The organism is Moorena sp. SIO3I8, from assembly GCF_010692325.1.
Classification (GTDB): Bacteria; Cyanobacteriota; Cyanobacteriia; order Cyanobacteriales; family Coleofasciculaceae; genus Moorena.
Genome location: NZ_JAAHHW010000062.1, coordinates 15,288 through 39,380 on the forward strand (window position 1 = coordinate 15,288; position 24,093 = coordinate 39,380).

At 45.7% G+C, this 24,093-nt stretch carries 25 protein-coding genes; 13 read left to right on the top strand and 12 right to left on the bottom strand.

All coding sequences use genetic code 11. The features are described 5' to 3' along the window. Positions 1–148: 148 nt before the first annotated feature. The 3 genes from F6K51_RS21760 to F6K51_RS21770 all read right to left on the bottom strand — a co-directional run bounded on the left by F6K51_RS21760 (position 149) and on the right by F6K51_RS21770 (position 4,582). The gene (locus F6K51_RS21760) at positions 149–787 is read right to left on the bottom strand and encodes a lysophospholipid acyltransferase family protein (protein ID WP_293024086.1); all 639 of its coding nucleotides are present in this window, start codon (positions 785–787) and stop codon (positions 149–151) included. A 68-nt stretch (positions 788–855) separates the two neighbouring features. After that, positions 856–1,998, bottom strand: coding sequence for a ribonucleotide-diphosphate reductase subunit beta (locus tag F6K51_RS21765; RefSeq protein ID WP_293024088.1), 1,143 nt, complete (start codon positions 1,996–1,998; stop codon positions 856–858). Positions 1,999–2,320: 322 nt separating this feature from the next. Beyond that, positions 2,321–4,582 (bottom strand): ribonucleoside-diphosphate reductase subunit alpha, encoded by a 2,262-nt coding sequence (locus F6K51_RS21770; protein WP_293024140.1) that lies wholly within the window; start codon positions 4,580–4,582, stop codon positions 2,321–2,323. A gap of 456 nt (positions 4,583–5,038) precedes the next feature. Here F6K51_RS21770 and F6K51_RS21775 point away from each other — a divergent pair, with 456 nt between their 5' ends. Together F6K51_RS21775 and F6K51_RS21780 are read left to right on the top strand one after the other, a co-directional pair. After that, entirely contained in the window at positions 5,039–5,422 is a 384-nt protein-coding gene (locus F6K51_RS21775; protein ID WP_293024141.1) for a DUF4346 domain-containing protein, read from the top strand. Positions 5,423–6,012: 590 nt separating this feature from the next. Next, positions 6,013–7,278 carry a transposase gene (locus F6K51_RS21780; protein WP_293024090.1) on the top strand — a complete coding sequence of 422 codons (1,266 nt, stop codon included), beginning with the start codon at positions 6,013–6,015 and terminating at the stop codon, positions 7,276–7,278. A gap of 12 nt (positions 7,279–7,290) precedes the next feature. Here the strand turns inward: F6K51_RS21780 and F6K51_RS21785 are convergent, their stop codons facing one another. Both F6K51_RS21785 and F6K51_RS21790 read right to left on the bottom strand, forming a co-directional pair. After that, entirely contained in the window at positions 7,291–7,599 is a 309-nt protein-coding gene (locus tag F6K51_RS21785) for a hypothetical protein (protein WP_293024092.1), read from the bottom strand. 30 nt (positions 7,600–7,629) lie between these two features. Further along, positions 7,630–7,923, bottom strand: coding sequence for a glycerophosphodiester phosphodiesterase (locus tag F6K51_RS21790; protein WP_293024093.1), 294 nt, complete (start codon positions 7,921–7,923; stop codon positions 7,630–7,632). A 55-nt stretch (positions 7,924–7,978) separates the two neighbouring features. Between F6K51_RS21790 and F6K51_RS21795 the strand changes: the two genes are divergently transcribed. Beyond that, positions 7,979–8,206, top strand: coding sequence for a hypothetical protein (locus tag F6K51_RS21795; protein WP_293024095.1), 228 nt, complete (start codon positions 7,979–7,981; stop codon positions 8,204–8,206). Positions 8,207–8,244: 38 nt separating this feature from the next. Here the strand turns inward: F6K51_RS21795 and F6K51_RS21800 are convergent, their stop codons facing one another. From F6K51_RS21800 to F6K51_RS21810, 3 genes are all read right to left on the bottom strand, one after another. Then, a complete protein-coding gene (locus F6K51_RS21800; RefSeq protein WP_293024097.1) occupies positions 8,245–9,702 on the bottom strand; it encodes a S8 family serine peptidase in 1,458 nt (485 codons plus the stop codon). Positions 9,703–10,077: 375 nt separating this feature from the next. Next, a complete protein-coding gene (locus tag F6K51_RS21805; RefSeq protein ID WP_293024100.1) occupies positions 10,078–10,389 on the bottom strand; it encodes a hypothetical protein in 312 nt (103 codons plus the stop codon). A 190-nt stretch (positions 10,390–10,579) separates the two neighbouring features. Then, positions 10,580–10,750, bottom strand: a complete 171-nt coding sequence (locus tag F6K51_RS21810) for a hypothetical protein (protein ID WP_293024103.1) — start codon at positions 10,748–10,750, stop codon at positions 10,580–10,582. Positions 10,751–10,982: 232 nt separating this feature from the next. Between F6K51_RS21810 and F6K51_RS21815 the strand changes: the two genes are divergently transcribed. From F6K51_RS21815 to F6K51_RS21825, 3 genes are all read left to right on the top strand, one after another. Then, on the top strand, positions 10,983–11,150 hold the full coding sequence (locus F6K51_RS21815) for a hypothetical protein (RefSeq protein ID WP_293024107.1): 168 nt from the start codon (positions 10,983–10,985) through the stop codon (positions 11,148–11,150). A 110-nt stretch (positions 11,151–11,260) separates the two neighbouring features. Then, entirely contained in the window at positions 11,261–11,383 is a 123-nt protein-coding gene (locus F6K51_RS21820) for a hypothetical protein (RefSeq protein WP_293024109.1), read from the top strand. A gap of 16 nt (positions 11,384–11,399) precedes the next feature. After that, a complete protein-coding gene (locus tag F6K51_RS21825; RefSeq protein ID WP_293024112.1) occupies positions 11,400–12,137 on the top strand; it encodes a PEP-CTERM sorting domain-containing protein in 738 nt (245 codons plus the stop codon). Between the two features lie 359 nt (positions 12,138–12,496). Here the strand turns inward: F6K51_RS21825 and F6K51_RS21830 are convergent, their stop codons facing one another. Next, on the bottom strand, positions 12,497–13,045 hold the full coding sequence (locus F6K51_RS21830) for a ComEA family DNA-binding protein (RefSeq protein WP_293024115.1): 549 nt from the start codon (positions 13,043–13,045) through the stop codon (positions 12,497–12,499). A 5-nt stretch (positions 13,046–13,050) separates the two neighbouring features. Further along, positions 13,051–13,446 carry an NINE protein gene (locus F6K51_RS21835; protein ID WP_071105854.1) on the bottom strand — a complete coding sequence of 132 codons (396 nt, stop codon included), beginning with the start codon at positions 13,444–13,446 and terminating at the stop codon, positions 13,051–13,053. 290 nt (positions 13,447–13,736) lie between these two features. Between F6K51_RS21835 and F6K51_RS21840 the strand changes: the two genes are divergently transcribed. Next, positions 13,737–14,060, top strand: coding sequence for a DUF1825 family protein (locus F6K51_RS21840; protein WP_070394592.1), 324 nt, complete (start codon positions 13,737–13,739; stop codon positions 14,058–14,060). Between the two features lie 120 nt (positions 14,061–14,180). Here F6K51_RS21840 and F6K51_RS21845 read toward each other — a convergent pair whose 3' ends face one another. Further along, entirely contained in the window at positions 14,181–15,992 is a 1,812-nt protein-coding gene (locus F6K51_RS21845; RefSeq protein WP_364305648.1) for a penicillin-binding protein 1A, read from the bottom strand. A 733-nt stretch (positions 15,993–16,725) separates the two neighbouring features. On the opposite strand from F6K51_RS21845, the gene tyrS reads away from it, so the two are divergent. From tyrS to F6K51_RS21860, 3 genes are all read left to right on the top strand, one after another. Further along, entirely contained in the window at positions 16,726–17,958 is a 1,233-nt protein-coding gene (gene tyrS, locus F6K51_RS21850; RefSeq protein WP_293024125.1) for a tyrosine--tRNA ligase, read from the top strand. A 225-nt stretch (positions 17,959–18,183) separates the two neighbouring features. Beyond that, entirely contained in the window at positions 18,184–18,903 is a 720-nt protein-coding gene (pyrF, locus tag F6K51_RS21855) for an orotidine-5'-phosphate decarboxylase (protein WP_293024142.1), read from the top strand. Between the two features lie 10 nt (positions 18,904–18,913). Continuing rightward, complete coding sequence (locus tag F6K51_RS21860; protein WP_293024128.1) at positions 18,914–19,921, top strand: hypothetical protein; 1,008 nt, start codon at positions 18,914–18,916, stop codon at positions 19,919–19,921. Positions 19,922–20,425: 504 nt separating this feature from the next. Here F6K51_RS21860 and F6K51_RS21865 read toward each other — a convergent pair. Next, positions 20,426–21,622: a transposase gene (locus F6K51_RS21865; protein WP_293024131.1), complete on the bottom strand. Its 1,197-nt coding sequence runs from the start codon at positions 21,620–21,622 to the stop codon at positions 20,426–20,428. Positions 21,623–21,730: 108 nt separating this feature from the next. On the opposite strand from F6K51_RS21865, the gene F6K51_RS21870 reads away from it, so the two are divergent. From F6K51_RS21870 to F6K51_RS21880, 3 genes are all read left to right on the top strand, one after another. After that, entirely contained in the window at positions 21,731–22,075 is a 345-nt protein-coding gene (locus tag F6K51_RS21870) for a hypothetical protein (protein WP_293024134.1), read from the top strand. 67 nt (positions 22,076–22,142) lie between these two features. Beyond that, a complete protein-coding gene (locus F6K51_RS21875) occupies positions 22,143–23,861 on the top strand; it encodes a peptide ABC transporter substrate-binding protein (RefSeq protein WP_293024136.1) in 1,719 nt (572 codons plus the stop codon). A 51-nt stretch (positions 23,862–23,912) separates the two neighbouring features. Beyond that, the coding region (locus F6K51_RS21880; protein WP_293024138.1) for a hypothetical protein at positions 23,913–24,093 on the top strand (181 nt) is incomplete at its 3' end.

A 24,093-nucleotide genomic window follows, 5' to 3' on the forward strand; every position in this document is an offset into this window, starting at 1 on the left:
TGTTCCAAGGCTGACTACGAGGCGGAAAATGAGAGGGAGCCCGTCCCTAACACACCCTACGCAACTGTTCCCGATTCCCGATTCCCGATTCCCGATTCCCTACTCCCGACTCCCGACTCCCTACTCCCTACTCCCTACTCCCACATAATCAACGTCCCAAATCATGGAGAGCATTAATCGCTGCAGCACACTGTTGGGTCACAGCTTGCAATTCGTCTCGGTTACTAGAACTAGGAGGAGCAATCAGCTTACCAATGCGGACGGTTAAGGGTACAGACCGTGGCATCAAGGAACCTTTTTTAACAATTGCTTGACTTCCCCACAAAGTAACGGGCAGCAGGGGGGCTTGGGCTTGGGCAGCAATCCAGGCGGCACCAAGCTTGGGGTTATGAATGCGAGCATCCCGTGTCCTGGTGCCATCCAAATACACACCAACCGCCCAGCCATTGTCGAGGAAATTGAGAGCAGAACGCAGGGCACTCCGGTCTGCTGAGCCTCGCTTAACCGGGTAAGTACCATACAATTCAATAAACTGTTTCAGGACTGGGACACGAAACAATTCTTCCTTGGCCATAAAGGCTACTGGACGTCCGACACAATTGGCTAAAATCGGTGGGTCAAAGTCACTAGCATGGTTACTCACCACCACCAGGGGTCCCGAGGTGGGTACTTGTTTAGCACCATAAATGCGACCCCGGAAATAGGTATGGACTAAGGGGCTAACCACTGACCACTTCAGGGCGTGATACAGCAGCAGACTGGGAAATGGTTCGCGGCTTCTAGTCACAGAAAATCGATTGGTGGATTTGGATGGTTTGATTTCTAGTTTACTCCCTACTCCCTACTCCCTACTCCCTAGATTTCATCCCAACCACTGACCCCAGAAGACATCACATAACTAGTTACGCTAGCTTCAAAGAAGTTGGCCTTAGTATGAGCATCTTTTTTAGTATCAGAAAAACGCTCTAAGTGGCTGTAGGGACTCTTTTGATAGTTTTCCCCCTGGTAAAGGGGTTCTAATCCAATAGAACGTAGCCTGATATTAGCCAAATACTTGGTATAATGTTCAGTACTCCGTTCAGTAATCCCTAAAATATCGTTACCAACAATATGATTAGTCCAGCGACATTCATGCTCCACTGCTGTGGCAAACATTTCATAAATTTGCTCACTGGAATAGGGAAATACTTCCATAGCCATGGGGATTAACTTTTGATAAAGCCGGACATGACTCAGTTCATCTCGATTAATCATTTTAAAAATGTCTGCTGAGCCTGGCATCAGCATCCTAGAGGCGAGATTGTAGAAGTAAATGAAACCATTATAGAAGTACATTCCTTCTAATAAAAAGTCAGCCAGTAAGGAAACAAAATAGTTTTCTGGGGTGGGATTATCAACATACCTTTGATAGAAGCTGGCGACAAATTCGCATCTATCCCTCAGCACTGTATCAGTGCGCCAGAATTCATAGACTCTACTTCTATGTTCAGTAGGGATAACGGTTTCTATGATATATTGATAACTTTGATTGTGCATCCCTTCCTGAGAAATTTGTTCCGCCATACACAGACTAACTTCTGGAGCAGTAATGCTACTTTTGATGTGAGGAATATTGCAGGTTTGAACGGAATCTAAAAAAGTTAAATAGGATAGAATCCCATCATAAGCATAACGTTCTGCTGGCGTTAAATTGGAGTAGTCTGTTACGTCTTGAGTTAGGTCTAGTTTCTGGGGAATCCAGAAGTTTTCCCGCATCTGTTGATACAACCCAATTGCCCAAGCATAACGGACATCATTGAGTTGCATCAAGTTGGTGGTATTACCAAACCAAATTGAACGGTGTTCAGTTTTATCATCCCCATCTGGATTAAAGATAGGGTTAATTGGCATTGTAGTTAGCATTTTTTTATAGGGAGTAGGGAGTAGGGAGTAGGGAGTAGGGAATCGGGAATCGGGAATCGGGAATCGGGAATCGGGAACAGGGAGTGTGGGGAGCAAGAGCTATCAGCTATCAGCTATCAGCATTCAGCCTAAGCGCTACGCGCACGCTACGCGAACAGCTGATGCGCGCGCAGGCTGGAAGCCTGTTCCACAAAGCTGACCACTGACCACTGACCGATGCTTCACACTTATCAACCTCAAAGTCCCCCTTTTCAAGGGGGATTTAGGGGGATCTCTTTGTACCTCATGGGAAAGAGAATTGCTATAATCTCAGTGAAGTCACAGGCTGGAAGCCTGTTCTACAAAGCTGACCACTGACCACTGACCACTGACCACTGACCGATGCGCGCGCAGGCTGGAAGCCTGTTCCACAGAATCACTAATTAGCGCAAGCGATACAAGTGTTGTCTAATTCTTTGAAGTTGTCACGCTGGACGGTTCGGATATAATAGACGGCTTTACATCCTAATTCCCAGGCCATGACTAGGGTTTCATAGATGTCTTTGGCTTTGAGGGTGCGTTCAGGTTCGTCTGGGAAATAGACTCCTTGGTTTAAGTTAAATAACAATTCCATGGAAATCCCAGTATCAATCCATTGCTGGATCGTGGCGACTGCTGTAACAACTTTTTTCTGATCAAAGTTTTTGTTTTCGTGGTAGAACCAAAAATTGTCTTTAATAAAGGGTGGGGCAATGGGTACAGTGCCTTTTGCCCATTTGTCATAGAAGAATTTGCTGTGAACTGGTAAGACACTAGCGGTACATCCTTGTACTAGGGATGAGGATGTATTGGGTGCGATCGCAGTAATATGAGAATTGCGAATCCCAAATTTTTGAATATCCTGAGATAGGGCTACCCAACGCTCTTGATGCTGGGAATTTTCTACAAACCATTCCACTGGTTTAGCGCCAATTAGCTTACCTTTACTCCACTCACTACCATCGAAAGCAGCATAAGCACCACGTTCCATGGCCAGTTCCATAGATGCATGGGTGCAGTAGTAGCCAATATCCTCAAATAAGTTACTAATTTCCTTGAGGTTGTTATAGGTTAGCCACCGTTTAGCTAACCAATCCGCTAATCCCATACAACCTACTCCGATGGTGCGGTATTTGTGATTGTGGGTATGGGCTGCTGTAAAAGGAGGAGTGGTTAAATCAATCGTGTTATCGAGAATCCGCACTGCTAGACGACATATATTGGGCAATTCAGTTTCCTCAATATTGGCGAGATTGATTGAGTCCAAATTGCAACAGTGAGCAGCATTGCCAATTTCGACATTAGAGAAACTTTCGGTACAAAGATTTACCGCTGGGATATAGCCTTGGTGTTGATTAGGATTAGCGCGGTTAATGGTATCCTTGAACGCCAAGTAAGGCATTCCGGTCTCTACTTGCGATCGCATAATCGTCTTAAAGAGTTCCCGAGCATTGACGGTCTTGTAGAGAGTGAGGGTTTCGCCGATGGCTGCTTCAATAGTTTGATAGGCGCTTTCAAACTCTTCTGCCCAAAGTTCCGATAGCTCAATCCCTAGCTTGATCCGTACTTCATAGGGATCGATTAACGTCCAGTCTTCTTTATTAACCACCCGACGCATAAACTCATCGGGAATCACCAATTGGGGAAAGATATCATAAGCCTTGCGCCGGGGATCCCCATTTTCCGCTTGCATCTCCAGAAACTCTGGCACATCGAGATGCCACACATCCACACTAACGGTGACTGCCCCTGCCCGACGGCCTCCTTGATTAACTGCGATCGCAGTATCGTTTAGCAGTTTAATCCAAGGAATTACCCCTCCCGAAGCATTGGCTTTGCCCATCACCCAGCTACCCGTTGAGCGAATCCGGCTAACATTGACCCCAACACCACCACCGTTTTTGGAGATTCTGGCCGTATCAGTAATTCCTTCAAAGATGCTTTCCAGGTTGTCATCAATGCTAGTGATAAAACAGGAAGACAGAGACCCCTTAGGAATTCTGAGATTAGCCAGGATCGGGGTCGCTAGAGATATTTTCCGTTGTGCGATCGCTTCATAAAATCGCCTTGCCCAACCTAGTCTATCTTCCGGGACTTCCACTGACCCTAGCAGCAGAGCACAAGTTAAAAATGCCTCTTGGGGCAACTCATCCCCTAGGAGATACCGACGAGTTAGCAGTACAGCTCCTGCATAATCATAATCCGTGTCCCAATCCCGATTAATCCAAGAACCTGCTTCTTTTAGCTCCTCAGTCGTATAGGTTAAGATACTGGCGTCATATTGACCAGACTCTACTTTAGAGCGAACAGTTCTAGGGTAGTCACCGTACTCATAACCACGGTTTACCAGGGTATCTTTCCAGAGACTCCAGATCTGCAGTCGTCCTGCTACATAGCGCCAGTCAGGCTGATCAGGACTACACATTTCCAGGGCACAGTTGATCAAGTTATCCTGAATCTCTCTGGTAGTAACACCATCACGCAAGCGAGTAGTGAGTCCGGCTTCTAGAGTGATCGGATTGACATCCTTGCCAGCACAAGCCCACTCAACAACAGAACGAATTCTGGAAATATCAAGGGAAGCCAGAGAACCATCCCGTCTGATCACCTTAATATTCCCTTGATTTTGAGTTATGGTTGTTGCCGATAGGGTTTGTTGCATTTTCACTGGTTGGACGGAATTTAGATATATTACACCATGGCTTGCTAACCCCAAGGTACAACACTACCACTAGGGTTAACTATGGAATTCACAAGCTCTACTATACTAAATCTGGATTGATTTGGCTTATAGTTTTTGCCGAGAGGGTTTGTGGCCTTTTCACTCGTTGCTCAGAATCTTAGATATATTACACCATGGATGGGTAACCCCAAGGTACAACACTACCACTAGGGTTAACTATTTAATTCCCAAGCTCTACTATACTAAATCTAGAGTAAGTATGGCTGTTAAATTTATCAACTTTTTTAAGTAACTGACCAAGTAACTCCTCACACCTCCCACACCTGCTGCGTCCCGCTGTGTTTCCCTGTTATCCTCATCTCTGAGCTTGTCTAATTGTTCTGTTAACGTTATAATATTGGGATTTGCCATCAGCTTTAGCCCTTGACCGTTCCCATGATGATCACTGCCCAAAACATTACTGCTATTGATGAAAAGCTCTCCAAACGCTTTATTGAACTCGATCCAGAGGGCTACTTTATTATTTACATAGACCGAGATGCAAGTCTGATCTGTGCCGAACACTACAGTAACAAAATTAATGAGAAAGGGTTAGCAGTTGATCCAGAAACCGGAGAACCATTTCCCTGCGATGTTAAATTAAACCGTACTCCCACCGCTATTTTCAAAGGTAGGACAGCCAAGGAACTAGGCATGAAAATTACCGAAGAAACTAAACCCTGTCCTTTAAGTCGTTTCGATCATGCCCTTTACCTAGGACGAGAATTTGTAAGAGCCGAGATAGCGATGATCAATGGCGAAGAGTATATTCAAGATTAGTCAATAATCTGTAAGCATTCAGCATTCAGCATTCAGCATTCAGCATTCAGCCATCAGCCATCAGCATTCAGCATTCAGCCAAGCACTATGAATCCCTGACAGCAGCGCTAAAAGAGATTTAACGAATGTTTACCTGTTTTATTAAAAAGCTGTTGGCGTAGCGTGCCCAACCGCCAACGGCTGACCGCTGATAGCTGATAGCTAATGTTTACCTGTTTTATTAAAAAGCTGACGGCTGACCGCTAACTGGTGATAGCTGATAGCTTACGAGCTAAGTCAGGTTTGTCGGTAATGATACCATGTATCCGAGTATCATGTAGAAGCTCTCCAATCATTTTTTGATTATTTACCAAAAAATTTGGGTTTAAAGCCCCGTCCTTCTACGAGACGAAACCTTAGATAGTGGAGCCTTATTCAATAAGTTTTAACCCTTTTCACGGCCTGCCGACCATAAAGGCTCCACTATCTTAAGGTAACTTCAATGGACGGCTTTTTTTTTAGATCTATCCTGATATTTGTCGCTGAGTGTGGTACTATAAAACAGTAACGGAAAAGGTCGATATCCGTTCGCGGAGCGTGACCTTAGGTCAATGATCATTATTGAATTCAAAGCGTACGGCAAAAAGCATCAGTACTCAGCCATTGATGAGGCAATTCGGACAGTTAAGTTTATCCGAAACTCTTGTATTCGCCTTTGGATGGATGAGAAAGGGACTGGTAAGTATGACCTCAGTAAATACTGCAAGGTCTTAGCTAAGCAGTTCTCTTTTGCTAATGAGCTAAATTCGACTGCTCGCCAGGCTGCTTCTGAAAGAGCATGGTCATCGATTCGGCAAAGCCGACGCTACGCGAACGCCCGTTTCTACGACAACTGCAAGAAAAAGGTGCCTGGCAAGAAGGGGTTTCCACGATTTCAAAACCATTGCAGGTCAGTTGAGTATAAGCAATCAGGATGGAAATTGTCCCCTGATAAGAAGTCAATAACCTTCACTGACAAGAAAGGGGTCGGGAAACTAAAACTCAAGGGTACGTGGGATTTGTGGCGATTTGATAAAAACCAAATCAAGCGAGTCCGGATAGTAAAAAGAGCTGACGGTTATTATGTACAGTTTTGTGTTGCTGTTGATAATAACGAGCACTTAGAACCATCAGATGCAAACGTTGGTCTAGATGTTGGATTAAAAGATTTCTATACCGATTCTAGAGGCCATACTGAACCAAACCCTCGATTTTATAGAAGAGGGGAGAAGCGTTTAAAGTTTTATCAACGTCGGGTATCCCGCAAGAAGAAAGGCAAGGCCGTAGGCCACGCTACGCGAACAGCCAATCGTAGAAAAGCCATTAATAGGCTAGGCAGACACCATCTTAGAATAAGTAGGCAACGTGAAGAACATGCCAAGAGATTGGCACGTTGCGTAATCCGGTCTAACGACCTGGTCGCCTATGAAGATCTTAGAGTCAAAAACCTGGTAAAAAATCACTGTCTTGCCAAATCTATTAATGACGCAGGTTGGTATCAGTTTCGTAAATGGTTAGAGCACTTTGGACAAAAGTTTGGCAGAGTAACCGTTGCCGTAAACCCTGCCTATACCAGTCAAAACTGTTCTAGTTGCGGTGAGATCGTGAAAAAGTCATTATCGACTCGAACTCATACCTGCAAATGTGGTTGTCAATTAGACCGCGATTCGGCGAAGCCGACGCTACGCGAACACAACGCCGCAATCAACATTTTAGGAAGAGCCTTGAGTACGCTGGGGCACAGCGGAACTTGGGTCATAGACCCCAACGCTCATGGAGAATCGACCTCTACTCTTTCTGGCTCCGGCTTGATTGAGCAAGTTGGCTCGTTGAAGTGAGAATCCCCGTTCTTATAGGACGGGGAGTGTCAAAGTCCAAACAAAAACCGGTTTGCCCTGTTTAGCAGCAATTTCCAATAAACCAAATTTTAACGTTTCCCACTGTAGTGCTAGGATATCGGGGGTAAGTCTGATCAGTTTCTGAAACACCCAAATTCCCAAAAGTCTGAGTAATATAATCAGAAAATTATTCTTTTTTTTGCTTAATAACAATCCCGTTTTAACCGTAGGGTAATTCAAGTTTATCCATCTTAACGATGAAACATTAAATGATAAAATAACAAAGTCATCTATTTTGATATATCCCATTACTAAGGCCATGACTTTTTCTTCATAGCCTTCTTCTTTTAATTAAACCGCTAGTTTAATTTTGTTACGAGTCAGTCTTAAAATTTCCTCAACCGTAGGAACTCTAAACCCTTGCTGACCAGCAATGCGATTTATTTCAGCAAACCTTAACTGACTGATAGCTTGATTAGCTATCATTGGATCATGATGGGAAATCAATACCCCATCTTTAGTTATTCTGACATCAAATTCGATAAAGTCAGCCCCAAGTTCAATCGCTTTCTCATAAGCTTCAATAGTATTTTCTTTGGCACAATTAGAAGCCCCACGATGGGCGATTATCTTATTAGTCAGCATATGTAGCAAAGGGAACAGGGAGTAGGGAACAGGGAGCAGGGGAAGAGAGGGAAGTGTGGGGAGATGGGGAGATGGGGAGATGGGGAGATGGGGAGATGGGGAGATGGGGAGGTGGGGAGATGGGAATATAGGGATATATGGGATTTATGGGAGTGTGGTGATATTCCCGACTCCCAATTCCCGACTCCCAATTCCCGACTCCCGATTCCCGATTCCCGATTCCCGATTCCCGACTCCCGACTCCCGACTCCCGACTCCCGACTCCCGACTCCCGACTCCCTAAAATCTCAAATATACCTCACCTATTTGAGAACCACTATTTCATCGAGGTGCTGGCAAGTCATGAACATTGCGGATGGTCACGGAGCGAGCTAACTTATAGGCTGCATAGGAATCCACCAAACCGGAGCCAGTTGCTCCATCGTGTCCCTCTCCTGCCGGTTGACCATGGAAGCTTTTGCCCAGCTTAACATCTCGCGCTGATGCCCGTAGAATCTGCTTAATCAGGGATGGAGACAGACCAGGTTGCACCTGCTTAAGCAAGGCACAAACACCCGCTACTTGGGGAGAAGCAGCACTAGTACCGCTGATCACTGCCCAGCCATCATCAGTAGCCGTTTCGTCCTGATTCGGATACTGACCACCGCCCAAGCCTCGGTCAATTTCGTCCCCTGGTTCAACGGGCAACATGATATAGGCAGCCCGGGGTTGCATTCCCACCAGTCCACAAAGATCAGGGACGTGGCGTCCTGGATAAATTTGGCTATCAAAGCTACTGGCGTAGTTGGAAGCTTCTAACCGAAAGTCATTGCCCTCAACAGTATCGTGGGCATAGACTCCACCCACAGAAATCACTTCCGGCATCTGACCAGGAAATCCATAGTGTCCGTTACCAGCAGAGAAACAGACAGTAATACCACGCTCTTTGACTGCTTCAATAACTGCTGCCTCTAGGGGCTTGAGGAAATTCGGTAGAGGCCCTTCTGGAATACTGAAGCCCCAGCTGTTGTTCATCACCGCTGGATGTAAATCCGATGCCATCTTAAAGGCCAGGGTGGGGTTACTCCCCATTTTGACACCAATAAAGTCAATATCCGGTGCATTGGAAAAAATATTTGCTGCTTCAGCGGTGCCATGACCACTCTCATCCCGCTCCACGTTTTTAGCATCTGGTGCCAGGGTTGCCTGGTAGTTGTAGCCATGCCACTCGTAAAAGGGATGCTTGTAGAATCCAGTGTCTACCATTGCTACTAAAACGCCTTTACCGGTTACCCCGACTTTGTGGACAGGGGTCGAGCGACATACCATAGCTACATCGGAGGGAACATTGAGGTGATGATAACGAACCCGTGGAGGCAGTGGCGACTCAAATAAAATGGGTGGACGTTGGGGATAAGCGCGCTCTATCAACCCAGATAGCTCTTCGGGAATGCTAAAGGGAGCACCAGCAACATGGCGCAAGAAGGTCACTTCTCCCAGTTGAGGATGAGCCTCGCTAATGAGTTGGCTATCCCGTTCAACTCGGGTGCTAAAGACCCGTTCCCACAGTTCCCGTGGTCCATCAGCACTAATGGAAAAGGTTCCGATTTGCTGGACGCGAAAGCCAAGGGATTGTAAAATATTTGCAGCTTGAATGCCCCGTCCAGGGGGTGGAGCAAATTGTTGAAGATTCTCCGGTTGGAGGTAGGTGTCAGTGGCGAACATGGACTGGCCACTTTCTGATACGAGAATGGCTTCAAAGGAAACTCGCTCAACTCCCGTCTGTAGTTGTTGTATCATAATTCTCCTGTTAGTTAAATCCTAGTTAGATCAGCGGTTGATGACTATCGCTGTCTTTCTTGATCAACAAACCAAGTTGTTTTACTTCTTTGGTTTACTTCTTTAGTTTGGTATCTGTGATCACATATTGACGTCACCCTCGTGGGTACTTTTGTTTTGTTCGGCTTTAGTTTAAAATTTTATTGGCAACTTTTTACTATTGAACATTTGACCATAGAAAACTAGAGGCACGATACAGTAAAGGCACGACCCGATCGTCCCTCTAGCCTGGACAATGTTCGGATTATCGTTAACTGGATTGGCCGTTGGCCACGCTACGCGATGAAGCGAACGCGCCCCGCGTGGCCAACGGCCTCAGCTTCCGCGCTTGAGCGATCAGAAAAATTCTGGGGGTTCTACAAACATCACCCCAGTTACCAAGGTTTGTAGTTGCTCAGGAATTTGTAGATTGTCAACCGCAGCTTTGGGATAGGTAACCTCACTGCCATCTATCTCCTGGATCAGGGTTTTCTGCTGTGGTTGGAAGGAAACATTGAAAGTTGATTCCCACAGGGATTGCGGGGCTTGTACACTGATAGTCGGTCCAATGTGCAGTATCCGAAAGCCAAGCTGTTGTAGAGCTAAAGCAGCTTGTCTAGAGTGGTTGGGGGATGACTGAATTTCTGCTGAAATCGTGTTTTCCGGCATAGAACCCCTCCGATGGAAAGTCTGGCGTCGTGGATTTTTGGTTAAGGGCGACCCATTCGAGCCAGTAATTCGGGCAAGTAAGTAATTCGGGCAAGGAATTAATGGCTGAAACCCTAGGTTTTATCTGCTTTTGCTTCGCCCTCCCATAGGATAACCTAGAGTTTCCCTCAATTAAGCTTCACTTGTCAAGCTATATCGCTACGCCCAAAGAATCGGGAATCGGGAATCGGGAATCGGGAATCGGGAATCGGGAATTGGGAATCGGGAATCGGGGGAAGAGTGTGGTTAGAGGGGCGGGGGCGCGTGGGTAGAGGGGGGAGGGAAGAAGTAGTTTTCGATAATTTGGTATAGTTAACACCATTGTCTTGATGCAGTCCCTGATCGGGACTTGATCTGATTGGGTTAGAAGTGGCTCCTTGATAGTCCTGAATAGGACGGAAAAAATCCAGGGGCTCTTTTCTTATGATTAGAGATTAGCTCCGGGTCAGGAAATCAAGTTTGGAGCCAGTTGAAAGGTGATGGTATTTTTTTTATTGCTATGAATTTACAGCAGTTGTCAATTGGGTGAGGTACAGATTCCTGAGGTGCGACCCGTGGCGAATTTAATTCTTAATGGTAAGAGCGTACCTAAGGTTTTAGGGAACAGGGAACAGCGGATCACCGGAACAGAGAAGTCGGAAGTGGGAAGAGGGAAAAAATCCTGTGTACCTCAGGTGCGACCCGTGGCGAATTTAATAATTAGATCCGGAAAGCGCACCTAATAGTTATGAAAAACGCTGTATACAAAAATAATACAAAAGTTATACGTTAGCACTAACGCGATCGCAACCATCAGATTGGCAGACTATAAATATCAGTTAATTTACTGAAAGTGATTTTACTGATAGCTCAGGCTATGATTGGCCGTTGGCCACGCTACGCGAACGAGTTAGTCAAACAATTAGTCAACCAATTAGTTACAGACTCAAGTCAATTAATTAATTTATTCAAATAACTAGGGCGTCTAAAAAATGAAAATAACTAAATTTTTAAGCAGTGGATTAGTTTTAGGGTCTATAGTTTTGGGAGCAGTAGGAGAAGCCCAGGCAGCTGATATCCTCAAGTCCTGGTTAGCCGATGAAGCTCATATCTACCCAGAAGACACTGATTTGTCAGGACACGCTTTCTGGTTTCCTGAGTTGGACTCAGGGAGGTTTGTATTTGACACTTCAGGTATCTTTAATGAATACAATGATGGGACTGCTAATTTGTTGGGTACCATCGTTTCCGAGTTAGATGATACTAAAAAATGGGACGTTGATATTTGGTTCAATAGCACACCAGAACCTTGGGGAGGACCGAAAAAGGAACTACCAAAGTCTGAATACGTAGAAAAAGGTGGCCCCGTCGATACTAGTACTTGGTACTACTATAACATGGATGAAACTCGGGCTACCTTAACTGGCCTAGGTTTCTACGATGGCAAGGAACTGAATCTTTACCAAAAACCTGAAAATGGTAAATACGCCTTCCAGGTTGGGGTTGGAGCTAATGGCAAAAACACTAACTTTGGTATGTCTGGCTGGCTAGGTGCTACGGGTTCTTTTACTCTTACCAAGGCTGATATTAATGTTGATATAACTGCCAATCCTGGAGATCCTTCCAATTCTAAACCTGTTCCTGAACCCATGACAATGGGCTTGTTTAGCCTAAGCTTACTGGGATTAAGCTTGACTTCATTAAAGCGCAAGTCTAAGGAATTGGTCTAACCTAAAACTTTGAAAGATTACCGGATTTTTTCGTCGGCATAGCTGATTCAACCACTTCTGTGTAGGAACTAGACCACTCTTTAGTAGTCTGTTCCTTTTTTGTTTTTTGTGGTAAGCATATGCGCTACGCGCAGGCTACGCCAACAGCTATCAGCTGTCAGCTGTCAGTCGTCAGTTGTCAGTTGTCAGTTGTCAGTTGTCAGTTGTCAGTTGTCAGTTGTCAGTTGTGACTTCGCCACTGACAAGTTTCCAGTTTCTAGTTTCTAGTTTCTAGTTTCTAGTTTTAAGTGACTCCCAACCAAGAAGGATAAGTAGTCAACTGGATAGGATCTCAAACTAGTAAGCTCAAACTAATAATCTCAAAAGATTAAATAGTACATTAACTCAGATGTCAGCTGAGGATTAAGCTCAAGGCGTCGTTGAAGGTCAGCTAAATTACGGTATGGGCCACCATCAAAGCGATTTTGCATGATCGCTCTAGCTAAAAACAAGTCCACTGCTGGAATTTTCGTCAACTGTTCTAGAGATGCAGTGTTAGGGTTGACTAGCTGAGGCGTTACTAAACTCTCCGCATCGTAGTAACAAAACCTCAAAATTGGTTGCAAGGGTGTCAGACGTTGTACTGACCAACCTAGGGCAGCGGCCAAATCTTCTAAGCAACAAAATTGCACACCGCTGCTGGTGAGTTCAAAAAGCGATCGCGCCTGATGGATAGATATCCCTGGCAATCTCAGCCAGTCATCCACACCAGCTTGATTCACATCAATGGTGAGCCCCAATTTGGCAGCTACAGCAATTTCTTCTGTAGATTGTAGCCGATAGTAGGGGTCACGCTTTAGCCTCTGCTGAATTGATTGCTGATTCGGGTTTTGTGGAGTCTTGGGTGATAGCCAATCAAAAATTGCCATGAAACTCAAGCAATTAGGTCAAGTAATTGACGACGTTTTTGTTCAAATTCATACTCAGACACTAGTCCCTCCTGACGCAGGCTGTCTAGCTGTCTTAGGGCATCAGCAATTTCCCCTACCTTGGCCGGGTCAATCCCAGCCGATGGATTGTCTGAGGAAGATACTGTAGACTCAATACCAAGGTTAAAATTGAGGTCAAACTGATCTTGACTTTGTAGTAAATACCACACCCCCTCTATAGCACTGGCAATTCGAGGAATGGGTGTCCAACACAGGAGTAAGTACATTACTCCCCAGAAGGGTTGTCCGAGATAAAATTTGTGTAATCCACAAACGGGGATAACTACCCCACTCAAGGCCAGTAGGGAAGCGACTTTGCGGCTTTTTGGCTTGCTCAACATACTTGCTTTGACCCGCGTTGAATAGCTTGGTGGAGATCCAAATACTGTCAATCCTATGTTCCTATAATAATTACTTATCTCAGAGTGGAAACTTACAGGTTACAGGTTATAGGTTGAACGTTAACCTTCAACCTTCAACTGACTAACCTACCCTACACCGAATCGCCTTGGGCGAACAACCTTCAACGGACTAATACGGAAAACCGAATTTTGTCCAGGTTTAACGCTACATTAAAATGTGATTAGAAGCGGCGATTGAGTACAACCAAACCGGTTGACAGGTAAGAGCAATGGGTTTTTTTGATTCGGAAATTGTCCAAAAAGAGGCAAAACAGCTGTTTGAAGATTACCAAGACCTGATTAAATTGGGCAACGACTATGGCAAGTTTGACCGTGAAGGCAAAAAGATTTTCATCGATCAGATGGAACAGATGATGGAGCGCTATCGGATTTTTATGAAGCGCTTCGAATTATCTGATGACTTCATGGCTCAGATGACCATAGAGCAGCTCAATACTCAGTTAGGTCAGTTTGGGATCACCCCTCAGCAGATGTTTGACCAGATGAACATGACATTGGAGCGGATGAAGTCAGACGTAGAGAAACAATCGTAGTACGTTAGCCTTTGGTGGGGGTGGGGATAGATGGACATCTCCCAAGACAGCTGAGGGCTGAGAGTGCGTCAGTAGGGAGCCGCCAATCATGACGGCTGATATCCCTATTTTATCTAGAATTTATCTGGATCGAGGACGCTTAAATTTTGTGGGTCGAGGGAAGTATCTCACTGGCTCGTTCCGCAAAGCGTAAGCCATAAACCTCCGCCAGATCGGTGCGGCATAGCCACCACCTGTTACCCCTCGCCCAAGGGGTCGGTTGTTGTCTCGACCAATCCAAACTGCCGTAGCCATCTGGGGTACATATCCCACAAACCACACATCTCGCTCTGAAGAGGTTGTTCCCGTTTTACCTGCCGCCTGACGCCCGATGTGGGCAGATTTTCCGGTACCTCCGTTAATTACACCGGTTAGGGTATGGTTAAGGGAAGCAACCGCCCATTGATCTAGCACCAGCTTAGGCTTAGGGGTATTATCTAGCAGCACATTGCCTTTACTATCGGTCACTCGGACAATTAAAGTAGTGTCAGAGTGCCAGCCATTATTGGCAAAGGTAGCATAGGCTCCTGCCATTTCCAATGGTGTTACCCCAACTGACCCTAGGGGTAAGGATAGCACTGGTTGCATGGGACTCTTAATCCCAAGGGTCTTAACCACATCAACGACTTTATCCAGTCCCACTCTCCTGCCAATCTTTACCGCTGGCACATTGCTCGATTGAACAATTGCGGTGCGAATGCTCATGGCACCAGAGTAGCCACCACCATAGTTTTTGGGTCTGTAATAGCCTCTACCATCTCGATAGCGCACGGGGGTATCGTAAACAGTGGAACCGGGGGCATATTTACCTGTGGCAAAGGCAGTATAGTAAACAAATGGCTTAAAGGATGACCCAGGCTGACGTCGAGCTTGAGTAGCACGGTTGAACTTGCTCTTTTCATAGCTGTACCCCCCGACTATCGCTTTCACAAAATGGGTACGGGGATCAACGGCGGCTAATGCCACTTGATTATCGTAAAGTCCACGGCGACGTAGGGTGTAATGAGCACGATTAATGATCTTTTCTGCCTGCTTTTGGAAGTAGTAGTCAACCGTGGTCTGAACTCGCATTCCGCCCTTGGTGACCGCCTCCTGACCAAATCGCTCTTTTAACTCCACGACAGCAGCTTCTGTGACGAAAGGTAATTTACTGGTCGTCCAGGAGGTACTTTTGCCAATTAACAGGGGCTGTTCCTTAGCTTCTTTTTCTTGGGCTGCTGTAATCCATCCCAAATCCCGCATCCGCCTTAAGACCACGGCTTGTCGCTCTTTAGCTTTAGAGTAGTTGCTGAAGGGACTGTATTCTTCTGGGGACTGAATTAGCCCTGCCAACATCGCTGACTCGGCTAAGGATAGCTCAGAGGCTGGCTTAACAAAGTAGCTCCGGGCAGCTGTTTCAATGCCATAGTTATTGTGACCCCAATAGATTTGATTAAGGTACAATTCCATAATCTCGTCTTTAGAGAAGATTTGCTCAACTCGGATAGCGAGTACAGCTTCAGTGATTTTGCGGCTAAAGGTGCGTTGCCGAGACAGAAACAGGTTTTTCACCAACTGCATGGTGATCGTAGAACCCCCTTCCACTACTGTCCCTTGTCTCCAGTTGACTAAGAAAGCACGACCAACGCTATTGGGGTTAACCCCATAGTGCATGTAGAAGCGACTGTCTTCTATAGCTAGTACAGCCCGCTTGAGTTGAGGGTTGATTTGGCCGAATTCGACCACTTCCCGATTTGCTTCCCCATGAAGGCTAACTAGGGGTCTACCCTTGACATCGTAAATGTAGGTTGTTTCTGTTGGTGTGTAGTTCCGGAGCATGCGCACATCTGGCAGGTTACGGAAGCTAGTCGCTAAGCCCACAAGTCCACCAGCTACAATCGAGCTAGCTAACATGGTAACCCCGAGGATAGTCCCTCCAGTTACCTGAGCCACCCCTTGCACAAACTGCAATACTTGTGAAGGCTTTCTTTTCCGATTTTTCCGATCTTGTGGTTGTGGAATAGTGCTAGATGACACGGTGATTTCATTTCCTTACTAAAGAACAGACATGTAAGCTAGGGGCTGTGCTTGGGGTGTTTTTTTGAATTTCTCTAAGTACCTTTCTATAAGACAATTCCAAGGATAGGTGGGCAGAGCAGGATTACTTACAAGTCTTGAGCATCGAATTTCTTAATAATGCCAGGAGGTTATGGATAAGTGTCAAGCCCTATAAGTAAGCTTCAACTTCAGCTTCAACTACTGTAGCGATAAATAATTTTTGAATTAGGGTTAATTCCAGCCAATTCATACCATTTTGTCTTCTACGACGGTCATTTCCCGTCTTGATGCAGTCCCTGTGGCAGATGCATCCACCGATTGAACCCTCGAGAAGCTTAAGGGTGGGGGATTTAATCGCTATGTTACAAGCGATGCAGCGCGGTCTTGGGGGTTTCCCCCACTCGCTATTGCATCAAGAAGAGTGGGCTTAATGGGCATGTCGTAAGGGTTGTCAACGGCCTTTTGTATAATAGTTAGCGGCATTTAGACATGGTGCATGGCAAGTGTCGGTCTAGCTGCTTAGAATTTGTAAACGATCCTTAAAATAAATCTAACTAACCTACTTAATTCCCAACCATAGTCCCAACCAATGTCAAATTTTGAAATCCCCCTTTCTAACGAGCTAGCTTGGCTAGACAGAGGTACCAGTGAAATTTTTCCCCTACAATCGGATTCTCAGGATCCGAGTGAAAATCTAGCTATTCGGCTCAAGCAAGCTGAGCGTCCCTTACGGGTCAAGTTAGGTATAGACCCAACCGGTGCCGATCTCCACTTAGGTCATAGTATCCCAGTCAGAAAGTTACGGGCATTCCAAGATGCTGGTCATACCGCTGTCTTAATTATTGGTGACTTTACCGCTAGAATCGGTGACCCTACTGGGAAGTCTGAGGTGCGTCGCCAGTTGACACCAGCTCAGGTCAAGGAAAATGCTGAAACTTATCTGTCACAGGTGCGCCCTATTCTAGATTTTGACACCCCAGGACGGCTAGAAATTCGCTATAACTCTGAGTGGCTTAACCAGTTGGATTTGTCTGAGATTATTGAGTTGTTAGCCACTATGACCGTAGGGCAAATGCTGGCTAAGGAAGGGTTTGCTGAACGCTATCAACAACAAAATCCTATTTTCCTCCATGAGTTTCTCTACCCATTGATGCAGGGCTATGATTCTGTGGCAGTCAAGGCTGATGTGGAGTTAGGGGGAACTGACCAAAAGTTTAATATTGCCTTGGGACGGGATTTACAACGGCATTTTGGGCAATCTCCCCAGTTCGGCTTACTGCTGCCAATTTTGATTGGGACGGATGGGATACAGAAAATGTCGAAGTCTTTGGGGAATTATGTTGGCTTGTCAGATGATCCCCTGACCATGTACTCGAAGCTGGAGGGGACACCAGATGATCTGTTGGAGCAATATTTTGAGCTGTTGACTAATGTGCCATTGGATCAGCTTCCAGAACAGCCACGGGAGCAGCAAAAGCAATTGGCTCTGACTATTGTGAGCCAATATCACGGTGAAGCAGCAGCAAAAGAAGCTCAGCAAGCAGCACTAAACTTAGTAAAGGGTAGCACTACTGGTACGGGGGATTCTGTGCCAGAGTTTTCATTGTCTTCTGTGGAGTTTCCCGCTAAGTTGTTCTATATCCTTAAAGAATCGGGTTTGTGCCAAAGTAGTGGCGAAGGAAGGCGACAGATTCAAGGGGGAGGTGTTAAGTTGGATGGCGATCGCATTTCAGCGGTTGACCAGACCTTTGATTCCCCTGATCAATTGGTGGGAAAGGTTTTGCAGGTGGGGAAAAAGAAGTTTGCCCGTTTAGTTAGTTGAAGGTATCACTGGAGGTTAGGAGGTTGAAGGTTAGGAGGTTGAAGGTTAGGAGGTTGAAGGTTAGGAGGTTGAAGGTTAGGAGGTTAGAAGGTTAGAAGGTTAGAAGGTTAGGAGGTTGAAGGTTAGGAGGTTAGAAGGTTAGAAGGTTAGGAGGTTGAAGGTTGTTCGCGTAGCGTGGCCAATAGGCCAAGGTTAGGAGGTTGAAGCTTGAAGGTTAGGAGGTTGATGGTTGAAGATCGGATTATTGTTCCTTTGGATGTGCCGAGCCTGGAAGATGCGATCGCATTAGTGGAACAGTTGCCTGAGGTTAGCTTTTGGAAAGTAGGTCTGGAACTGTTTGTGAGCACTGGTTCTGAGATTATTCATGCTCTCAAACATCGGCAAAAGCGGATATTTCTGGATCTTAAATTTCACGATATCCCCAATACGGTAGCTGGAGCAACAAGGGTTGCAGCCGCCTATGGTGTGGACTTAATCACCATTCATGCCGTTGCTGGTCGCAATGCTCTTAAACGAGCGGCTGAAGCGGCAGTTGAGGGAGCTTTGGCAGCGGGATGTCCCCCCCCGAAGTTAATTGGTATTACTCTACTGACCAGTCTCAATTCCCGGGATTTGGCCTTTGACCTGAAAATTCCGATCGAGTTGCCCGAATTTGTCTTACAAATGGCACTACTAGCTCAAGAGTCAGGTTTGAATGGGGCAGTGTGCTCCCCCATGGAAGTATCACAGCTACGACAAGTGTGTGGTGATGATTTTCTCCTGGTTTGTCCAGGAGTACGCCCCCAATGGTCCGAACAAGGTGATCAACGACGGGCAATGACCCCAGTAGCTGCTCTACAAGCTGGTGCAGATTACCTAGTCATAGGGCGACCAATTACCGCTGCTGACGACCCAGTGGCTGCCTGGAATAGGATTTGTGAGGAATTAGCTGGTACTAGTGTATAGCTTTCAGCTGATGGGATTACTTCTCATTGCTTACTTGGGATTACAGATTAATGGGTTGAACCTTAGCAAGTTGAACCTGGAAGGTTTCCCAGAACAGTTTCAACTAGCGTTCTTTCAGAAGTTGGCAACAGGGAACAGGGAACAGGGAACAGTGGACAAGGATTCACGAAAAGCAATGCAGCGCGGTCTTGGGGGAAACCCCCACTCGCTATTGCATCAAGAACAGTATCAGAAAACTACTTTTGAAAGAGGTCTACTGTTCAACCTACCCTACTCGAACACCAAAGCCCAACAACCAAACCACCTCCAACCTATCAACTTTCAACCTATCAACTTTCAACCTACCAACCTTCAACCTCTCAACTTTCAACCTGCCAACCTTGGCCTATTGGCCACGCTACGCGAACAACCTGCCAACCTTGGCCTATTGGCCACGCTACGCGAACAATCTACTAACCTCCAACCTCCCAACCTTAACCCTTCAAGGTTCTTCCGACCTGCCAACCTTGAACCTTCACCCGATCAAACCTGTTCGGTAGAGGTGGAAACCTTAACCTCCCTATTGCTTAAGGATTTACCTAGCTATGCCAATCGAGTGATTCAGAGAGCGCGGCGCTCAGACTCGACTCTGGACAATTTCAGTTATGTCATCGTGGCAGGAAAGCCAGAGTTTGAACCTCTGCCCCTTAAGTCGTTTCAATCCACGACCGTACCTAACCCAACAGATACCGAAGCACTTGAACAAATCTTTCTAACTACCCTAGAGCGCAAGTATTTCAAGGATAAAGCTGTAGAGCTTCAGAATTATCACTGGCTATTTTTGACCAAAAGCTCTGATGGTTGGCGCTTAGTGATGATTTTTTCCCGTATTGGTTCTGTTTCAGAAGGCAAACTTCCCACACCGCCACGGGAAAGTACTAATGGTGTTATTGGTCAAGCGGTTAAGACTTGGCTGCGGGATTGTCGTGCTGGGACAATTCGATCCTTTGAACAGAATCCCGTCAATTCCGATCCTTGAGATGGCTAAGCATTCAGCGGTCAGTGGTCAGCGGTCAGTGGTCAGCGGTCAGTGGTCAGCGGTCAGTGGTCAGCGGTCAGTGGTCAGCCGTCAGTAGTTAGCCGTCAGTGGTCAGCTGTCAGCTTATTTTATTCAAAAGCACCGATTGCGCATCAGCTGATAGCTGATAGCTGATAGCTGATAGCTGATAGCTGATAGCTGATAGCTGATAGCTGATAGCTGATAGCTGATAGCTGATAGCTGATAGCTGATAGCTTAAGTTTAGAAAGATTTAAGAATTTAGCAATTTTCAAGGAATTATTGAGATGTATGTGAATCAAAAATGCGATTGACCGTTCGCGAAGCGTTGGGCTTTGCCCGAAAGGTCACGCTACGGGAACGCATTTGCCAACACTAGCTGGTTTCCTTTACTCTTCTACAATCTCGACTAAGTCCTGAACCATTACATCAAACGTCCTGGCTAATTTATCCATAGAAGTATATTGACACTCCCCACTGATAGAATCAGGGGGATTCTTGGTTCAACGAGCTGACTTGCTCAACCAGACCGGAATCAGGAAGAGTAGAGGCCAATTCTCCCCAAGCGTTAAGTAAAGTTCCGGTGTGCCCCACCGTACTTAAGGCTCTAGTTAAAATATTTTTGGCAGCATTGTGGTCTCTGTCTAGCTGACATCCACATTCACAGACATGGGTTCTAGTAGATAATGATTTTTTGACCACTTTGCCACAGCTGGAGCAATTTTGGCTTGTATAAGCAGGGTTCACTGCAACAGTTACCCGCCTAAACTTTTGCCCAAAATATTCCAACCATTCCCTAAACTGGTACCAACCTGCATCATTAATAGACTTAGCGAGACAGTGATTTTTAACTAAATTTTTAACCCTCAAATCTTCATAAGCGACCAAATCGTTAGATTGGATTACGCAACGTGCCAGTCTCTTGGCATGTTCTTCACGCTGCCTACTTATTTTGAGGTGCTGTCTACCTAGTTTATTGATAGCTTTCTTCCGGTTAGCAGAGCCTTTCTTCTTTCGGGAAACTCGACGTTGATAAAATTTTAATTGTTTCTCTCCACTGCGATAGAATCTAGGATTAGGTTCAGCATAGCCATCAGAATCAGTGTAAAATTCTTTTAATCCGACATCTAACCCCACAGTAAAGCCAGTAGCTTCTAGCTGTTCTGAGTTATCTACCTTGACGCAAAACTGGACATAGTACCCATCGGCTCTTTGAACAATCCGAACTCGCTTAATTAGCTTCTGGTCGAAGCACCACAAGTCCCAGGTGCCTTTGAGCTTGACTTGCCCAATGCCTTTCTTGTCTGTGAATTTTATAGACTTCTTATCTGGGGATAACTTCCATCCAGATTGCTTATATTCGACTGACCTAGAATGCTTTTTGAAACGGGGATAACCTTTCTTCCCAGGGATTTTATTCTTGCAATTATCAAAGAAACGTTTGATAGCGCGTTCTACATTCTCAACTGATGCCTGACAAGCATGACTGTTGAGGTCTCTGACAAACTTGAATTCGTCTCTTAGTTGAGTGTTGTAACGATAGAGTTCTTTTTTCCCTGTACCACGATTGTCCATCCAGTACCGAAGTACTTTATTGCGGACAAAGCGAGCCGTTCTAATGGCTTCATTTATTGCCAACCTTTGAGGCTCTTTGAGAACAGCCTTGAACTCCATGACCAACACTCGTGTATCACCTCCTTGGGTTCTTACTTTACTTACTATTATAGACTACAATCTAGATTTAAAAGTCCCCGAACAGTTAGGGAATAAATTCCCGTTCGGGCTAACCCCATGAATAGAATTCAGGGGCTTGCGCCCTCAGGATTTTCGGTCACTGAAAATACGGTAGCCTTGTTTTTTAATATCCAACCAGAGGAAATTTATCGCATCGATTGCTGGCAGCACGTTGTTTACGTACACGCCAAAGGTGTCAGTCAATTTGTCAGCTACGCCGATTTTCCGCCAATTTTAGGGGTAGACCCCCCAAAAACTGGAGATTACGACCGCTGGCTTAAACGGCGAAAAGGCACAAATCCAAGCAATCCCTGGGTTTTTGGAGCCGATTCTACGCCCAGCAGTTTAAGCAAGCTTCCTCAAAGCTTAATCTTTATCAGTGGGGAAAATTGGTTGGTCTAGTCAAAGGTGTACTTTTTGAGGCAGAATTGCAACAATTGCGGCAAATTTATGTGAACGAGAAAAGTTGGTGGGACGATTTTTGACTAGATACTATATCCTGATTCTATTGAGTCTTCTGTGTTTAACTGCCTGTAATTCTCCTGATAGTGGAGTTTTACAGTCCAACCAGGACAGTACTTTGAAGCTACTGTACTGGCAAGCACCCACTATCCTCAATCCTCATCTTTCCAATGGTTACAAGGATTCCGAAGCCAGTCGGATTACCCTGGAACCCCTGACTAGTTATGACAAAAATGGGGAGATGGTGCTGTTTTTGGCAGCAGAAGTCCCTACGGTAGAGAATGGTGGAATTGCGGCTGATGGTAAGTCGGTGACTTGGAAACTAAAGCGCAATGTAAAGTGGTCCGATGGCACCCCTTTCACCGCTGCTGATGTGGTGTTCACTTACGAATTCATCACCAATGCAGCAGTAGGCTCGACTAGTGCTAGTACCTATAAAACTATCAAAAACGTTGAAGCAATCGACGACTATACAGTCAAAGTCAACTTCAAGGATGTTAATCCAGCTTGGTTTTTAGTCTTTTCCGGTAGTGCTGGCATGATTTTGCCACGCCATTTATATCAAGATTTCAATGGTGCCAATGCACGACAAGCGCCAGCCAACTTGATGCCTGTAGGAACCGGTCCCTATCAGGTCGTAGAATTTAAGCCAGGGGATACCGTAGTTTATCAGCCAAACCCTAACTTCCGAGAAGGGGATAAACCCTATTTCGAGCGAGTAGAATTAAAAGGCGGTGGTGATGCTACCTCTGCTGCTAGAGCAGTCTTACAAACTGGTGATGGGGATTATGCTTACAATCTGCAAGTGGAAGCACCTGTGTTGAAGCGACTAGAAGCAGGGGGTAAAGGTAAAGTCGTGGCTATCTTTGGGGCGTTGGTAGAACGGATTTTAATGAATCAAACCGACCCCAATCAACAAGCTCCGTCTGGAGAACGGTCTAGTCTCAAATTCCCCCATCCGTTTTTCAAAGACAAGCGGGTGCGTCAGGCTTTTAACCTAGCCCTAGACCGGGAAACCATTGCTCAACAGCTTTATGGACCAACGGGCAAAGCCACAGGGAATTTCTTAGTGTTACCAGAGCAATATAATTCCCCTAATACTACCTATGAATTTAACCCTAAAAAAGCGGTAGCCTTGTTGGAGGAAGCAGGCTGGAAAGATACCAATGGTAATGGGATTCGGGATAAGGATGGGGTCGAGATGACCGTGTTGTTTCAGACTTCGGTCAATCCTGTCCGCCAGAAGACCCAGGAAATTGTTAAACAGACCCTAGCCTCGATTGGAGTTGGGGTAGAACTTAAGAGTATTGATGCCAGTATTTATTTCTCTGGTGATCCAGCCAACACCGATACTAATCAACGCTTTTATGCTGACCTACAAATGTACACCACAGGGAATGATAGTCCTGACCCTGGTGCGTATCTGAAAACCTATACCTGTGATGAAATTTCCCAGAAAGCTAATCAATGGTCTGGGCAAAATCACTCTCGCTACTGTAATCCGAAATACGATCAGCTTTGGCAGCAGTCTACAAAGGAGTTAGACCCAGAAAAACGTCGGAAAATCTTTATCCAGATGAATGACTTACTGGTTAAAGATGATGTGGTAGTTTTGCCCATTGTCCATCGGGCTGACGTAGCTGGGTTTAGCAATCAGTTGGAAGGTTATGACTTCACACCATGGGATACCAATACTTGGAACATTATGGATTGGAAGCGGAAGTGATAGTTATATCAAGTCCGGTTGAATACCCATAATTAACGGGAGTGTGGGGAGATGGGGAGATGGGGAGATGGGGAGATAGGGAGATTGGGGAGATTTTTATTAAGCGTAAATCGGGTAAGTCAGCGGGATTGCTCCCGCTTCGTCCCCAAAGCACCGTGCGAACAAGTCTCCAAGTACACGGCGCAACCAATTCCAAAAGAACTCACTTATCATTGCTACTTCTTTTCCTTGA